This is a genomic window from Rhizobium beringeri (assembly GCF_004306515.1).
Taxonomy (GTDB): Bacteria; Pseudomonadota; Alphaproteobacteria; order Rhizobiales; family Rhizobiaceae; genus Rhizobium; species Rhizobium beringeri.
This window is the reverse complement of sequence record NZ_SILG01000005.1, coordinates 1-15,948: the sequence shown is the minus strand read 5'-3', so window position 1 is coordinate 15,948 and position 15,948 is coordinate 1. Positions and strand designations below refer to the sequence as shown.

Below are 15,948 nucleotides of genomic sequence, written 5' to 3'. Positions count from 1 at the left end.
GGTCAGACCCTTTCCACAAGCTTCTGGCCGAACAGGCCGGAAGGGCGCACGAGGAGGAAGGCGAGCGCGATGACATAGGCAAACCAGCCTTCGATACCGCCGCCAAAATATTCGCCGATATAGACCTCCGCCAGCTTCTCTGACGCACCGATCAACAATCCGCCAACGATCGCGCCTAGGATAGAGTCGAACCCGCCGAGGACGAGAACCGGCAAAGCCTTCAGGACGATGAGTGACAGAGAGAATTGCACTCCGACGCGGGCTCCCCACAACAGACCGGCGACCAGCGCCACCAGGCCTGCAGCCGCCCAGACCGTCGCCCAGATCCATGGCAGCCTCAACCCGACGGCCAGTGCGGCGAACTGGTCGTCGGCGACGGCGCGAAAACCAAGCCCGATGCGGGTGTAACGGAAGAAGACAGAGAGCAGCAGCACCATCGAGGCGGCAACGATCGCTGCGAAGATGTCAAATTGACTGATGTAGACACCACCGACGTCGAACGGCACATCCTCGATACCGAGATCAAGGCCATGCACCTGCGTGCCCCAAATCAGTTGGGCAGCCCCCTCGATGATGTAGGAGAGGCCGAGCGTCGCCATGAAGAGCGTGATCGGTGGCTTGTTGGTCAGCGGCCGCAATACCGCGCGCTCGACGGCAATTCCGATGACGATCATGATCGCGAAGGTGATCGCGAATGCGAGCGGGAAGGAAATTCCGCGTTCCGTCAGGCTGACGAAGGTCAGCGCCGCGAACAGGAGCATCGCGCCTTGCGCAAAATTGAGGACCCCGGATGTCTTGTAGATCAGCACGAAACCGATCGCGACCAGTGAATACATCACGCCGGAGAGAAGGCCGCCGACGAGGACCTCGGTGAAGAACAACCAGTCGAAATCAGCCATCAGATGCCCTCCCCGTTTTCGTTCTCAGGGGCGACACCGAGATAGGCATCGATCACGCGCTGGTCGCGCTGGACCTCGTCGGGTGTTCCATCGGCGATCTTGCGACCGTAGTCGAGCACGGCGACGCGGTCGGAGAGGTCCATGACGACCCCGATATCGTGTTCGATCAACACGACTGTCGTACCGAAACGATCGCGTGCGGCGCGCACGAAATCGGCCATCTCGTTCTTTTCCGTTGCCGTCATGCCGGCCATCGGCTCGTCGAGCAGCAGGATATCGGGCTCGGCCACCAGCGCGCGCGCCAATTCCACCCGTTTTTGCAGACCGTAAGGCAGTGTACCGACCAGACGATCGCCAACATGCGAAAGGTGGAGGAACTCGAGCACCTCCAAAGCCCGACTGCGGGCATCCCTCTGTTCCGTGCGGGCTCGACCGAGGCCAACGATCTGTTCGACGAAGCTAGACCGCGTCTTGTGCGCTCGTCCAACCACGACATTGTCGAGAACGCTCAAACCCTTGAACAAGGCCAGGTTTTGAAACGTGCGAGCAATGCCGAGACGGGCAAGTTTCTGCGTCGGGACCTGGGCATGGCGCCGCCCGGAGAGCCACACATAGCCGCGATCGGGTCGGTATACGCCGCTGATCACATTGATGATCGAGCTCTTGCCAGCACCGTTAGGCCCGATAATCGCGAGGATTTCGCCGCGCCGTACGGACAGATCGATATCCTTCAGGGCGACGACGCCACCGAAGGACAGATCGATGCCGGCCAGCTTCAGAACGATGCCGTCCATTGCGCCCGCTTCAATCGGCGACGTCCAGGCCGCGCCTGTTCCTCTGTCCAAGCCTGCCAAGTGCTCCTGAACGTCCGGCGGAAACGGCGCCGCTCCCAAGCCTCCGAAGGCAAATGTCATAGTGTGCACGCCCCTGCTCTCGATGGCGCGCCGCGAACCCAGCTGGACTCACAGGCGCACGCTATCCCTCCACGAACCACCCGGTTCTTGGCCTGTCATTGTTGAGGCCGCCGGCTTTCCTGCCGCTCGACATGTTGCGATTACTCGGCGGCGACTGCCGTCGCCGTTTCGGCTTCTTCCAATTCGCGGATCAACGGGATGACGTACTTGCCGAAATACTCGACCTCTTCCTGGAAATGCAGGAAGCCGAGAAGGATGAGGTCGGCGCCGGCGCGCTTCAGGCCGACAACTCGCTCGGCGACCTGGCGGGGTGTGCCGATGAGATTGGAGCGGAAACCATCATTGTACTGAACCAGATCCTCGAAAGAGGATTTCGCCCAGTTCCCCTCACCTTCCGGCGAGGATTTTCCGGCATTTTTCACTTCATGGCCGAAAGCCTTGACGGCCTCGGGATTCGCCTTTTCGATGATCTCGGCCAGAACGGCGCGGGCTTCCTCTTCAGTCTCGCGCACGATTGCGAAGGCATTGACGCCGACGCGCACCGAGTGGCCGTTGGCTTTTGCCTTACCTTGAATATCGGCGACCTGCTTGCTGATTTCCTCTGGCGTGTTGCCGTTGGTAAAATACCAGTCGGAAACACGCGATGCCATGTCGCGCGCAGCGCGAGAAGAGCCGCCCTGGAAGATTTCCGGCTGCGGATCGATCGGCTTTGGCTTCAGCGAATAATTGTTGAAGCGATAGAAATCGCCGTGGAACGTAAAATTGTCTTCGGTCCAGATACCGCGCAGTGCGCGGATGAATTCCTCCGATCGGCGGTAGCGCTCGTCATGGTCCAGCCAGTGTTCGCCAATCGCGTGGAACTCGCCGCGGAACCAGCCACTGACGACATTGACGGCGACACGGCCATTGGTGAGGTGATTGATCGTCGCAATCTGCTTGGCCGCCAGTGTTGGGTTCCATGGTCCGGGCAGGATTGCAGCGATCACCTTCAGTGTCGTCGTCGATTCCAGCAGCGCATGGCTGAAGGAAACAGATTCATGCTGGAATTCGGCGCCATAGCCGGCCGTGAATCGGATCTGGCTCAGCGCATAATCGAAACCGCTGGCTTCGGCGATCTGCGCCAGTTTTCTGTTGTAGTCGATTGTCCAGCTCGTACGCTGCTCGATGTTGGAAATGACGAGGCCCCCCGAAACATTGGGAACCCAGTAGGCGAATTTGACCGGCTCTCTGCTGGCATAGGACATGATACACTCCCTCTTGGAACGGCTAGGCTGACGCGGCGACGAGCGCTGGACGGTTTCCATGAGCGCGAGCGAGCGGTGTGATCGGAGACCGGCAGGACCTGCGCCAGTTCTGAAACGGCGCGCTCGATACGCTCGCGAACCACTGGACTGGTGATCTCATAATCCGCAAAATCGGTTTCAGTGGCGTAGATCGACGTCGGCAGCGTCAGGGCGTTGAAGAAGCCGAACAGCGGGCGTAGCTGATGTTCAGTCATCAAGCCGTGCAACGGTGTGCCGCCTGTGGCAGCGAGAATGACCCGCTTTCCGGCAAGTGCGCGGTAGTCGACAAGATCGAAAAGATGCTTGAGGGCGCCTGTATACGACGCCCGGTAGACCGGCGACCCGACAACCAGCACATCAGCCGCCTCGACTGCGTCGATGATCGCCCGCCCCTCCGCATCCAGCCGATCGGATCGAAGCGCCTTGAAGAGAATGGGGGCAGCGTCAACCAGTTCTATAGTTCGCCCGTCGAGACCTAGCTTCGCTGTGGCTGCCGACACGGTTGCTTCCACTAGAGAGGCAGTTCGCGATGGTCGTTTTACGTTTCCCGCAAGACCCAGAATTTTCATGCCGGCGACACCTTTGTTTGTTGTCTTAGTCTATCGATTTTATGAACTTTAGATAATGACATGATGCCAATATTTCTTTCAATCGTGGAATCTGATTTTGAAATGGCGCCGACTGGACGAAATAAAAACTTCAGCATGGCGTTCTATGTGGCGCAACAAGCTTAAAGCCATGTCGAGAGCGAAGAACTGTCAATGCCAAATGGGATGCGCTGGTGCTGGAACCATAACGGAGCTCTCCCAACGATCGGGAGGCATATTTTCGTCCCGCCTCCCGCCCTTTGGACGGAATAATCCGAAAGTCAAAAAGGCCGAAATGCCATAGCAGTTACTTGGCGACGGGCCACCATTCCTAGACTAAAGAGGAGCATGCTCGATGGTATGCCCGAAACGCCTATCTATATGTAGCGCCATCCCGAATAAACGCATAAGCGACACAAGCAGCAAACAATCAGGTCAACCATGACACCTTACCTCACGAGACAGAAGCATGCTGAGGAAAGACTCGGTACAGCGCTTCAACAAATGAATGACGCAATCCGCGACGTACACAAATCCGGTATTGACGTCGATATCAGCACCCTCACCATGCACACGCCGCGTGGCCCGATGGTTCAAGTCGACCTCAAGACGTACCGCGCATATGGCGCGTCGCCAGTGTTGCGATTGGTGGAGGAATAAATGCGGTGAGATCGCTCGTTGATCACCGTGCTGCGATGATCGCGTGGCCGGGTTTCCACCATCGGCAGGCACCCTCCTTATGGCAGCTGCGTAACGACTTCAGCGCGACGCGTGTTTCAAATTTTGTCTAAAACTCCTAGAGCGGCCGCGGTCCTTCCTATCCTTGAAGCATCAAAATCCTCGTCGCTCTCAAGAGCTGTCAGCTCGGCCACAGTCAGACCAGTGGTTTCTGCGAGGTCGTCCAAAGAATAGCCGCGAGCCTGACGAGCCTCTGCAAGCAGGGCGCCAATGGATGGGAAAACAGGGGATTTCGCAATCTTCGAGGCCATGTTCATGTCTTTGAGCTTCCTTCTGGCGGCCGGAAAACAAACGGTTTTCTAGTTCCACCGCTACCGTCCGCGTCCGGTAGCCGACGATTTCTCCAATTTCCGCGGGCGCTCTTTCTAGCAGTTTGTGCGATGGAGTACAGGTCTGACGTGGTGAAGGAATGGACGACCCTTGCCTCCGGAGAAGCCAATCCTTCCTGCGATCGTCATTGGCGCCCGCTAGTGGAGTGACGTCTTGCTGCAATCGACATTGATCGCCGCACTCAAGTAAGGGCTTGGACTGAAGACGGGCAGCTTCGAGTGCCTCCTTTGAAATCCACGTCCTTCGGGTTGCTATATGTCAGGATGGAAGCGCCGTCTCAGTCGAACGCTTGCAAATCAGGTCGGCGAGCGGTTGGAAAAAATCATGGAAGACATCGGTGCGACGCCAACAAAGGACGGCTCCGTTACAAAGGCTTCAACAGGTGTGAACCAGCACTGCAGGAACATCGAAAGATGGTAGGAAAGTCTTCGGGAACCGCCGGCAACATGCCAGCGTACTATTTCTTCCAGTTGAAGTAAGTAGCCTGGCTGATCCTCGTTTTCCAGCAGATCTCAGCAACCGACACACCTTCATCACCCTGCTTCAAGATGAACGCCTTCTGCGCCTCCAAAAACTGCGATGCCTTCATCATCTTCCAACCCTACCGGAAAACACTGATGACCAGCGCAATCTAGCTACACCACTGCCTAAGGACGTCATCCCTGCAAGGATGAGGCCGGAGTATTTTTGACCGGGGCGGAACAGCACGGCACTTACCCCTTCCTGGTGCACGGGATCCCTCGGCGTGGCGCTTGATCATCATCCATGATCTCACCAGGACTAGCCAACAGCGTTTTTCGGTTGGGATAGGGTTGATGACAATCAACTTACGACATCGTCACCTTTGTCGGCTTCGCGACACGCGTTCTTCCTCCCCGATTCAGTTTTTTCGCCCACCTAACTGAAATTGCAGCAAATAATTGTTCGTCAGCTCCATCGGCGCGCATGGCATAGATCTTGTAAGGGATTGCGAGGCGGCGGGAGCGACGCCGCCATCTAGATTGCGGGACAACGCAATCGTTCGAACTGTTGAAGGAACCACCATGCCGGATCCTAATTTGCGTTTTACCATGTCGCGCATGAAAAGGATAAGCGGATTTTTTTTGCTCTTCTCCGCTCTCTGTTGCAGCTATGCGAGCGAAGCCTTGGCACAGGTTCCAATTCGCCAGGCCCTCACTCTTTACGGAAACGCCGTGGGGAGCGGACTGTGCCGACAACTGGGCGTCAACAGCCTGTGGGTCTGCATGCTTTCCTACAGTCCAGATATATACCTGACTTTCAACGCTCACGCAGCTTTGCAGATTATAGTGTGGACGCCGACCTGTGTAGGATTTTCGCTCTTGGACGGCACGTGGCCCAACGAACTGGAGATCGCCTCTGGCGAGCCGGAAGAGGTCTGCAACGTCGCAGTCAAGGAAAATTATTTGAAAAGACTGAATGCGCAGGCTCAAAAAGCAGATTGCGAAGAGAGTTTCATACGTGCGCGCATCATGAACAGAATCAACTGGAAAACCACCCAATTCTACATCCAGCAGTGCAAACTCAATCCGGCTCCGCTCGAGGACGAGGATCAATCAGAATGAGACTCGGCGTGCGGCGAATACATTCGTACGGTTCCGGATGACGTCGGCGCATGCCCAGCACCGGTTCCACGCCGTCCCTGACATAGTGGACGACGCAGCATGGTCAGTGCGGCCTTTTGGCCCTCGCGAAACGAGATGGGCGCAGCTCCGAGGTCTGATTTCGCGTCCAGGAGACAGGTCTGGTCAGCGATCGCCACCGGAGCGCACCCGTCTGGAGGCTTGAGCATTGGGTCCAGTCGACCTCCAAAAAAGGAAGCCCCGTCACGAGAGGCGGGGCTAGTTAAACTTCGACAGAAGGAGTGGGCCGCGCAGAGGCACCGAAGTGCTGTGTCAAACCTACGACCCGGACCCTTACTCACGCCGCCCGCATTGGTTCCCGAGCTGGCGCATATGGCTAGTAAAGTGGAAACACTCGCTTGGTGGCTATTGGCTATCTCGGGGATGGCGCCATCGAGGGAAACCTCGCGAAGAATCGTTTCCTCCTTCCCTCCTTCACAAGTGCCCATTAACGCGTGATCTGCTTCGGAAATTTCCGTCAAAAACCTACACTCGTTCGAGCGGCGACAGCAGAGCGTGGATGAGCGGATCGCGACCCGGATCAGAGACAGAAACTCATAATTTAAAAGCGCTTGGCAACCCTGCTTCAATCCGGATCGGCGGGGTCGGCGATCGGCTGCAGCGATGCATATCTTGAGAAATAGGTGTGTGCGCGGCGGTCGTATCGGGTGTGAATCCGCCTCTAGTCCTTGAGCCTGCCGAACATGTTTTCGATCTTGTGGCGCTCTTTGTAGAGCGCCGAATCATGTGGGATGACGATCTTGCGGTTTGCCCGAGATGGAATGAAGGCCGTGATCTTGCATGCGGCCAAGGCGTGCCGAAAACCAGTCGGCGTCATAGCCCTTGTCGGCAATAGGGTCTTGGCCTTTTGGGAAAGGCGGCGGGCATTTTCGCTGCCCTTTGTAGTCGTTCATCTGCCCGTCGCTCAGAAGCAGGATGAGCGGTCGACCATGCCATCGCAGACGGCATGCAGCTTGGAGTTCAATCCGCCTTTGGTGCGTCCGATACGTCGGGGAACATCCCCTTTTTTAGCAGACTGGCTGCGGTGCGGTGGGCTTTCAAGTGGGTAGCGTCGATCATCAGCGGCTCGGGCTTGCCCCATTTGGCGGTCAGTTAGGCAAAAATCGGTTGAACACGCCGAGCCTGCTCCAGCGGATGAAGCGGTTGTAGATCGTCTTGTGCGGGCCATATTCCCTGAGGGCGTCGCGCCACCGTAGCCCGTTGCGCAAGACGAAAATAATGCCGCTCAAAATCAGTCGATCGTCCCGCGCGGAATACCGTGGGATAGCGGGAAGTACGGCTCGATCCGAGCAGATTGACAGTTTGCTCTCGCGGGCAACGGTGGAGAAATGCTCGAAGACTTCATCCACGGTGAGGGGCGCGTAGGAGACGGCGGCAAGCAGGCCTGCGGTAGCACCCAAAGCTTTGGCATCCTGAGCCAACCTGACGGCCTCGTCGGTTCTCAAAGCACCGACTCCCACGACAATTGGTATGCGACCGCCGGTTTCCTCGACCGCTAGCGCAAGAGCCCGGCGGCATTCCTCCCGTGACAAGTACATATAGGTGCCGGTACTGCCGAGGAGACTGATGGAATCGACCTTGGCCGCGGCAAGACGGGCAATCAGCTTGCGGAGTGTTTCGGCGTCAATCTTGCCGTCGCGGTCCATGGGCGCGATAGGAAATGCAGATAGCCCACTCAAAAAGGTCATTCCATGCCCCGATAGTCGTCTTGTTCGCTGAGATATTTGAATGGCGATGCTATAGTTCCGTCATAGGACCTGAAGGGCCTGACGCAGATCGCCGATCAGATCGCCAACATCCTCAAGGCCGACAGAGAGACGGAGGAGGTCTTCCCCGACCCCTTCGATCAAGTGTGCGTCTTTCCTGATCGACTGGCGCGCCCGGGTTATGCTGGCTGGATGATAGATGAGACTGTCGGTGTCACCCAGGCTTACAGCGCGCGTGAGCAACCGTAGCCGGTCGAGCATTGTCCTGGCACCGTCGAACCCAGCATGAAGGCCGAAGGCAAGCATGCCGGACCCATCAGACATTTGCTTGCGGGCGATCGTCTGATCGGGATGGGAGTCCAGGAACGGGTAACTCACCCAGGCGACGGCGGGATGCGCCTCGAGCATGCGCGCGATCGAAAGCGCCGAAGCACTATGTCTCGCCATCCGCAGAGACAGCGTCTTCAGGCCGCGCATGATGAGGAACGCGGAGTGCGGCGACAACGTCGCCCCGGTGATGTAGCGCAGGCCGGTCTCATGCAATGTATTCAGCGTTTCCGCGTCGCCCAGCAGGGCGCCACCGAGTGTGTCGCCATGACCGTTGATGTATTTTGTCAGAGAATGCAGCACGATGTCGGCGCCGTGCTCGATCGGGCGTTGCAAGGCTGGCGAGGCGAATGTGCTATCGACCGTGACTTTGACGTTCCGTTTGTGGGCTCGCTCTGCGATTGCCGAAATGTCGAGAATAGCGCTCAGCGGATTGACGGGGGTCTCGAAATAGACCAGGCGGGTTTTCTCCGTGATTGCCGCGTCGAGATTGCGCGGATCCGAAAGGTCAACGGAGACGACCTTGATGCCGAAGCGAGGCAGACCTTGCTCGACCATGGCAACCGTATTGGCGTAAAGCGTCTTGTGCACCACAAGCTCATCGCCTTGCGACAACAGTGACAGGACCAGGGTGCCGAAGGCGGCCATTCCGGTCGACACCACGAGACCCGCCTCGGCTCCTTCAAGGTTTGCAAGCCTTCGCTCGAGAATTTCGGTCGTTGGGTTATATTCACGGGCATAGAGCCTGCCGCCCAGCGCTGCCGCCGCGTCATTTGCCGCCACACTCTCAAAGCCGTAGGTCGATGTCATAAAGACCGGAGGCTGGACCGCTCTCGAGAACCCAGCCGGATCGAACGCGTGATGGATTGCACGGGTATCAAACCCAAGCTGCACGCCCTGCGACGGTTCGGAGTGGTCCTGAAAATCGCCGTGTTCGCCGCTGCCAGTCATTGCTTCGCGCTATCCTCTTTGCTTTCGACCACAGTGGCAGCATACTGGTCCGCAAGAAATAGCCAGTTATGCGGAAAGAAAATGGTCCAGTTAGCAAGTCAGGCAACAGCTGATCGCGCAAGGAAGATGGGCGCGCGCCAGATCTACGAGGCGCTCAAGGATCAGATCGTGAGCCGCGTTTATGACACCGGTGGTCAACTGCCGTCATCTCGAAATCTGGCGAACGAGCTTGGCGTTTCGCGAACGACGGTGACGGTCGCCTACGAGCAGCTTTCGGCGGAGGGTTTCGTGGAACTGCGCCAGGGAGCCCGACCGCGGGTCACTGGCGTGCCCTTCGGACACCGCCTGAGAGCTGCCACGCGGGAGCAACAGAGTGCTCAGCGCCTGTCGGCCTATGGCGAACGACTTAAGGCGACACCTCCGTGGCTGGATTATCTGCCGAGCTCCGTCATGATTGATTTCCGTTATGGCGATCTCGCCCCGTCCGATTTCCCGGCGCTTGCGTGGAGGAAAGCCGTCAACGCGGTCATCGCTCAGCGACCGGTCCGATTGGCCTACGACGACCCGCGGGGATCTTTGCGGTTGCGGCAAGCATTGCAGGGGTATCTATGGCGCGCCCGCACATTGCGGTGCGAGCTGGAGCAAATCATCATCGTGAATGGCTCTCAGCAAGGGTTAGATCTTTGTGCACGGCTTCTGCTCGACCCTGGCAGCGACTTCGTTATGGAAAACCCCGGCTATCGCATGGCGCGCCAGATCTTCGCCAGCACCGGCGCCTCTCCGGTCTCCATAGCTGTCGATGGCGAGGGCTTGCAGACCGAACTTCTGAAGGCTGTGCGAGCCCGGCTAGCCTATGTCACCCCCTCCCATCAATTTCCGCTCGGCGGGGTCATGCCAATTTCTCGCCGTCATCAGCTTCTTGAATGGGCGCGGGAAAACGACGCCTTTGTGATCGAGGACGACTACGACAGCGAGTACCGCTACGATATCAGTCCGGTGCCTCCACTCCATAGTCTGAAAGCTGGACGCAACGTCGTTTATCTCGGGACGATTTCAAAAACGCTATCGCCGATGATGCGCATCGGATATCTCGTTGTCCCGCAGGAACTGCAAGACGTATGCGCAACCGCCAAGCAACTGTTCGACAGGCATTCATCGGTAACCGAGCAGGAAGCCCTGGCATCCTTGATCGAAAGCGGCGGCTATGAAAGCCATGTGCGGCGCGTACGGCGGCTAAACAGAGATCGCCGGGAGACTTTGTTGAACGCGCTGCAGCGCGCGTTCGGCGAACGGATTACGGTGGAGGGTGCCGATGCCGGATTGCATGTCGTGGTCTGGTTCAACGAATTGCCGAGATCGTCCGAGACACGCTTGCTGCAAATCGCGCAACGCACCGGTATTGGCGTCTATTGCATCTCACCTCTTTATGACCCGCAACCAGGCACTGTGACGGAGGACAGGCTCGGACTTGTCATGGGCTATTCAGCCTTGAGCCCGAGGCAGATTGAACGGGGGATCCAACTGCTTCTGATAGCGATTGAGACAGTGACAGAAGAATTCTGAAGTCGCATTCGGCATATCCAAACCCAGACAATCACGACAGGCCCTTCCCCCGACGACCGCCAGTCGCATGAAAATTGAAACTGGACCAGAAACAAGTCATCAAACTGGCACTGTCGAGAAGACCAGTTCTCCGCCAAAGTTGAGGAAGAGCGGCGACGGGCGCAATGACTGTTGGGATTTGTCATTCCACAGCCGAGCACCAATATCCGGTAAACAAAGTTGAGATGGTCTTCGCTTGATAGGGCAGATGCATGACTTGGCAGGGTAAGGTGCTCCACATCCATATTGCGCCGGCAGCGTCCTACGAAATGGAAGAACTGGCGGAAGCGCAGCTCATTGCAGGGCGTGGAATTGTTGGCGACCGCTACTATCTTGGCACTGGAACCTATTCACCGAAACCCGATGTTCGCGACGTCACGCTGATCGAGGTCGAGGTTCTCGAGGCGATGGCCAAAGGTGAGCCACAGATCCCGGGGTTTAAAGCCGCACTTGCGCCTGATGATCATAGACGCAATCTGACCACCCGCGGCGTCCCGCTCAGTCATCTTGTCGGCAAACGCTTTCGGGTAGGCGAAACAATTCTTCGGGCAGCGCGGATGAACTTTCCCTGCAAGTATATCGAAGAGTTGCTCGGCATTCCCGGGCTTTACGACGGTCTTCTGAACCGCTCCGGCCTGAATTGCGCGATCGAGGTTGGTGGCATCATCCGCCCCGGCGATCCCATTCTTCCGTCGGACGAGTGAACGACATGGCATCACCACGTATCATCATGAAGCTGAAGGTTGTCGCCACCCGCAAAGAACCGGGGGACGTGTTCGTCGTCGAACTCGAGCATCCGCGCAAACCCCTACTGCCAGCCTTCGAACCGGGCTCTCACGTTGATGTCCACCTGCCCGACGGGCGGGTTCGCCAATATTCATTGTGCGGTGACGCAGCCGAGCTCTGCCGCTACACGATCGCCGTGAAGCGGGAGGCGGACGGTCGTGGCGGCTCGGCGTGGCTTCATGATGCCGTTTGCGTTGGCACCGTTTTGCCGGTTTCTGCGCCGCGCAACCATTTTCCGCTGAAAGAAGGTCATGGGCCGGTCCTGCTGTTGGCAGGCGGGATCGGCATCACGCCTCTCCTGGCGATGTCAAGCGTTTTGAACCGACAGGGCAAACCGTTCGAGTTGCACTACTTCACCCGCAGTCGCGCGGTCGCGCCCCTCTTGGCAGTGATCGAGAAGGCTATCGACGGTAGCAAACTGCGACTTCACTTCGACGACGAGCCCGAGACAAGACAGGATATCGAAGCCTTGCTCTCGGCCCGTCAAAGCGATGCGCAGGTTTATTACTGCGGTCCGCCGGGCTTCATGGCGGCAATCGCGCGAGCCACCGTAAATTGGCCGGAGGGTTTGGTGCATTTCGAGGCGTTCCAGCCCGCCGCAAACGACGATAGTCCACCGGAGCCCTTCACGATCATCCTGCGCAATGGGACGGAGGTTCCGGTTCCGGCCGACACGTCAGCGCTGTCGGCAATTCGCGCGGCTGGGGTGTTATTGATGGCATCTTGCGAAAACGGCGTATGCGGGACCTGCGAGTGCGGCTTCCTGGAAGGCCAGCCGATCCACAGAGATGCGGTCCTGTCGAAAGACGCCCGCAGCCACCGGTTCATCCCCTGCGTATCGCGCGCAAAGGGTGTGCTGCGGCTAGATCTGTAAAGTCTGGCACTGGCGGAACGGAGGTGACAAGGGGAGAACGGATGAGACCGGAAATAACGTACTTGAACGAGATCGAGCGATGCGTCTCCTGGATCGCTTCGTGGACCATCCACCCTGCCAACCACATTTGCCAAGGCGGCGAGGTGAAGGTCGGCGGCCATCAGGCGTCTTCCGCCTCCCTGAGCACGAACATGACCACGCTCTACTATTCGGTGCTCAGGCCGCAGGACCGGGTGGCGGACAAGCCGTATACCTCTCCGATCTCTCACGCTATCCGAGATGTGGCAGGCAATCAGACCCGCGAAAAGCTGGAAAATGTGTGCGATCGATTTATTTACGGGTAGCCGATCAGCTCAGTTATGCTTGCTACTAGGATGAGCGTTTCCTGCTGGTCGTGACGCCGTCAGGGTCAGCCTTGCCCCGGAAGGTGGCGTCCATCAGTCCATCGGCGCCCGCTGATCGGTAGGCTCAGGAAGGGCTGTGCGCCTTCGAACCGCTATTGTCGACGAATTGGCGGTCATCATGCTTCGCGTTCGACTACATGTAGCGCGAAGGCGACCGCGACGAGATGACTTTGGCTGCGCGACGAGACGGGAGCATCTATTTATTTGCGTCTATCTACCCGGCCGTTGGAGCAACCGACCCGTGACACGAGCAGTGGCGCAAGATGTTGTCGCTGTTGCCTACTGGTTACGCCAACCTGGACCGAACGCCACCGTGTTGTCGCCTACCAAGGTGTGGTCACCGGACGCGATTGCGGCAACGGGTCTTCTGGCTGAAGATCGGCGTGATTTCGGGCTGCTCGCCTTTATATCGGCAAACAGGCTGAAGGCCGGGTTGCAGGTAGCCGAGCGTGCCCGCTAGCGAGGACAAGCCGACGCGATGAGCTGTGTTGAGCGTCTGTTGGCGCCGCTGTTGCGAGATTGCGGGGTCGTCACGGTGATCGATGGTCACCTCGCAACGCTGGCCTGGATCGGTGGCGTCTACGGGCATCGCGTCAAAGCCTTGGGTGTCGAGCATTTTGGCCAGACAGGGACGAGACTGCAGCGGAATGGGCTGCCAGTTCGGCCGATAATATGCGCGTTCCATCCGACATCGATCCAGGGGAAGTTTTGCCGACAAATGGCATCTCGACGAAATGGTCGTTGCTATCAAAGGCAGAAAATACTGGTTGTGGCGGGCCGTCGATGCTGTGGTTATGTTCTCGATGCATTGCTCCAGAGCCGCCGGGACAAGACGGCGGCCCTCCGACTAATGCGAAAGCTACTGGAGGGCCAGTGCGTCGCGCCACGTGTCATAATCACCGACAAGCTCAGATCCTACAATGCAGCCAGAAGAGAAATCATGCCCAGTGTTTAGCATCGCTCGCATAAGGGCGTGAATAACCGGCGGAGAATTCGCATCTGGCTGTTCGACGACGAGAACGAGGCATGATCCGGTTCAAGTCGGCAGGGCAATGCCAGCGCTTCATATCCATCCATGGCCCGATCGCAAACCTGTTCCATCTTCAACGCAAGAAGACTACCCACTGCCGAATATCGAAAACTGCAAAACGCCGCCATGAGCAGGTGGCGGGAAATCACCCTGTCGACTGAGGCATAACCCAGGCCCATCGTGGCCAATCCTGTGCCCGACGCTAGTTAAGGCGACGCTACCGACTGAGGGACCTATTGACTGCTGGAATGATCTTATCTCCCCAGAGCTCTATCTGACGCAGCATCGTAGTCTGATCGAGGTCTCCCAGTTGGGTCTGAATCGCAATCTGGTCCGGCTTCAGAATTTCGATTTCTTGCAGGAGGCGGTCAATGACTTGATTTATGCTACCGATCGGCAGGTTCTCCTGCATCGTCTCGAGAGACAAATCCTGCTGCGTCGGCGTTGCCTGCAGCATATAGCCATCGTGGCTCTGCTGACGACGCTGATGAAGCGCTTCGGATAGCTGGCGCTGAAAACGCGCGTTGTCGAGATAGCGGTTGATCTCCGCTCCGTCATCGCTCGCGTAACAGCAGCGCAGCAATGATATCTTCGCGTCGCCAGGGCTCTTGAACTCGGCAGCTGCTGCCTCCTGGATCATTCCTCGCAAAGCACCCAAAGTTTCCAATCCGTTGTGTAGCGCGGTTACGAGGAGATTATGTCTCTCACGATAAGCCCGCCGCATACTGCTCGGAGACCCGGTTGCGATCCAGATCGGCGGCGAGGGCTTTTGAATAGTTCGGACCGAGATCGCAGTCGGAGGGATCTGCATAAAGTGGCCGCTGTGCGAGAAGATTTTCTGACTAAGACCTTTGAGCACAATATCAAGATATTCCGAAAACACGGCTGGCGCGTTATCAATGTTGACGCCGAAGCGCTCGAATTCGAACTGCTGATACCCTGAGCCAACACCGAGCTCGAGGCGGCCGTTCGAAACTACATCGGCAAAACCGATTTCGGCGAGCAAGCGCTGCGGCTGATAAAGCGGCAGGACGCAGACAGCGGTTCCAAGACGAATTCTTTTTGTTACGCCGGCGCAATGAGCGACCATCATCAGCGGCGACGGGACCAGGCTGTAGTTGTTAAAGTGATGTTCGGCGAACCAAGCGGTATCGAAGCCTGCCTGCTCAGAAAGGACGGTTTGTTCAATGGCGTCGTGGATGACGCTGTCCGACGTTTGGTGATAGCCGCGCTGGGTGGCCAGAATGAATGTCGCGAACTCCATGCAGTCTCCAATGAAAGAACGCAAGGGGCAGAACACCACCATTTGGCGGCTTTTCCTTGGGTTCGGTTAAGTTTTGACCGGCATTCGCACCGATCGGCAAAGTCTCTCTTTCCGCCGGACAGATCGCTTTGCTGTCCTTCGGTTCTTGAACCAGTCTCCAATGCGTGACCTGATGCCTGGGGCTTCGGTCACAGAGTGGCGTTCGGCTCCCGGTTTCCCATTCTCCTTGAGAAGCGCAGCCCAGTCCTGCCGGGCTCGCTAGACTGCCATCAGGACAACCGGGATATCGTCGACGCGCCTTCCATGGTGGCGGTGCCGCGCGGCTCGTAGGCGCGCTGGTCACGCAGGATCTGGAAGGCGATCGTCAAAAGCTTGCGCGCGATGGCAACCCGCGCCTTGTTTACTCCTTTGATCTTCAGATGCTCGTATTGGGCGCGCAGCTGCGGATCGCTGGCGATGGCAGGTGTTACCGCCTCGACGAAGGCCCAGCGCAGCCACTTGTTGCCCTGCTTGATGATCTTGCCGTGGAAGGTCTTGCCGCCGGAGGAATAGGTCGACGGCACAAGCCCGGCATAGGCGGCAAGCTTCTTCG

12 protein-coding genes and 6 pseudogenes are annotated in these 15,948 nt (G+C 57.8%); 7 read left to right on the top strand and 11 right to left on the bottom strand.

The window, feature by feature from the left end:
- Positions 1 to 2: 2 nt before the first annotated feature.
- From ELH03_RS32850 to ELH03_RS32820, 6 genes and pseudogenes are all read right to left on the bottom strand, one after another.
- Entirely contained in the window at positions 3 to 899 is an 897-nt protein-coding gene (locus ELH03_RS32850; protein WP_130654368.1) for a branched-chain amino acid ABC transporter permease, read from the bottom strand.
- Positions 899 to 1,813, bottom strand: coding sequence for an ABC transporter ATP-binding protein (locus tag ELH03_RS32845; RefSeq protein ID WP_130729914.1), 915 nt, complete (start codon positions 1,811 to 1,813; stop codon positions 899 to 901). Before ELH03_RS32845 ends, ELH03_RS32850 begins: the two co-directional genes overlap by 1 nt.
- A gap of 140 nt (positions 1,814 to 1,953) precedes the next feature.
- A complete protein-coding gene (gene sfnG, locus ELH03_RS32840) occupies positions 1,954 to 3,057 on the bottom strand; it encodes a dimethylsulfone monooxygenase SfnG (RefSeq protein ID WP_130654366.1) in 1,104 nt (367 codons plus the stop codon).
- 22 nt (positions 3,058 to 3,079) lie between these two features.
- A pseudogene (gene msuE / locus ELH03_RS32835) lies at positions 3,080 to 3,665 on the bottom strand (FMN reductase).
- 794 nt (positions 3,666 to 4,459) lie between these two features.
- The gene (locus tag ELH03_RS32825) at positions 4,460 to 4,678 is read right to left on the bottom strand and encodes a helix-turn-helix domain-containing protein (RefSeq protein WP_065277596.1); all 219 of its coding nucleotides are present in this window, start codon (positions 4,676 to 4,678) and stop codon (positions 4,460 to 4,462) included.
- Between the two features lie 533 nt (positions 4,679 to 5,211).
- Positions 5,212 to 5,340: pseudogene (locus tag ELH03_RS32820) on the bottom strand (transposase); the annotation flags it as partial.
- Between the two features lie 331 nt (positions 5,341 to 5,671).
- Between ELH03_RS32820 and ELH03_RS32815 the strand changes: the two are divergent.
- Positions 5,672 to 6,334 (top strand): hypothetical protein, encoded by a 663-nt coding sequence (locus ELH03_RS32815; protein ID WP_130660447.1) that lies wholly within the window; start codon positions 5,672 to 5,674, stop codon positions 6,332 to 6,334.
- A 742-nt stretch (positions 6,335 to 7,076) separates the two neighbouring features.
- Here ELH03_RS32815 and ELH03_RS38220 read toward each other — a convergent pair.
- The 3 genes and pseudogenes from ELH03_RS38220 to ELH03_RS32795 form a co-directional block, all read right to left on the bottom strand.
- A pseudogene (locus tag ELH03_RS38220) lies at positions 7,077 to 7,757 on the bottom strand (IS5 family transposase); the annotation flags it as partial.
- A pseudogene (locus ELH03_RS32800) lies at positions 7,702 to 8,100 on the bottom strand (dihydrodipicolinate synthase family protein); the annotation flags it as partial. The pseudogenes ELH03_RS32800 and ELH03_RS38220, both read right to left, overlap by 56 nt.
- 60 nt (positions 8,101 to 8,160) lie before the next feature.
- Positions 8,161 to 9,396, bottom strand: coding sequence for a trans-sulfuration enzyme family protein (locus ELH03_RS32795; protein WP_065277598.1), 1,236 nt, complete (start codon positions 9,394 to 9,396; stop codon positions 8,161 to 8,163).
- An 81-nt stretch (positions 9,397 to 9,477) separates the two neighbouring features.
- Between ELH03_RS32795 and pdxR the strand changes: the two genes are divergently transcribed.
- The 6 genes and pseudogenes from pdxR to ELH03_RS32770 form a co-directional block, all read left to right on the top strand.
- Positions 9,478 to 10,959, top strand: a complete 1,482-nt coding sequence (gene pdxR, locus ELH03_RS32790) for a MocR-like pyridoxine biosynthesis transcription factor PdxR (protein WP_065277599.1) — start codon at positions 9,478 to 9,480, stop codon at positions 10,957 to 10,959.
- Positions 10,960 to 11,210: 251 nt separating this feature from the next.
- Positions 11,211 to 11,702, top strand: coding sequence for an MOSC domain-containing protein (locus tag ELH03_RS32785; RefSeq protein ID WP_130806874.1), 492 nt, complete (start codon positions 11,211 to 11,213; stop codon positions 11,700 to 11,702).
- A gap of 5 nt (positions 11,703 to 11,707) precedes the next feature.
- Positions 11,708 to 12,658, top strand: a complete 951-nt coding sequence (locus ELH03_RS32780) for a PDR/VanB family oxidoreductase (protein WP_130729912.1) — start codon at positions 11,708 to 11,710, stop codon at positions 12,656 to 12,658.
- Between the two features lie 62 nt (positions 12,659 to 12,720).
- On the top strand, positions 12,721 to 13,002 hold the full coding sequence (locus tag ELH03_RS37775) for a thiamine pyrophosphate-dependent enzyme (protein ID WP_176707490.1): 282 nt from the start codon (positions 12,721 to 12,723) through the stop codon (positions 13,000 to 13,002).
- Positions 12,996 to 13,696 (top strand): annotated as a pseudogene (locus ELH03_RS38825) (transketolase); the annotation flags it as partial. The gene ELH03_RS37775 and the pseudogene ELH03_RS38825, both read left to right, overlap by 7 nt.
- A 58-nt stretch (positions 13,697 to 13,754) precedes the next feature.
- Positions 13,755 to 14,260, top strand: a pseudogene (locus ELH03_RS32770) (IS6 family transposase); the annotation flags it as partial.
- Between the two features lie 49 nt (positions 14,261 to 14,309).
- Here the strand turns inward: ELH03_RS32770 and ELH03_RS32765 are convergent.
- Positions 14,310 to 15,356, bottom strand: coding sequence for an LLM class flavin-dependent oxidoreductase (locus ELH03_RS32765; RefSeq protein WP_065277604.1), 1,047 nt, complete (start codon positions 15,354 to 15,356; stop codon positions 14,310 to 14,312).
- A 269-nt stretch (positions 15,357 to 15,625) separates the two neighbouring features.
- Positions 15,626 to 15,948 (bottom strand): transposase (locus tag ELH03_RS32755; protein ID WP_130806870.1); only part of this gene is annotated, 323 nt, incomplete at its 5' end.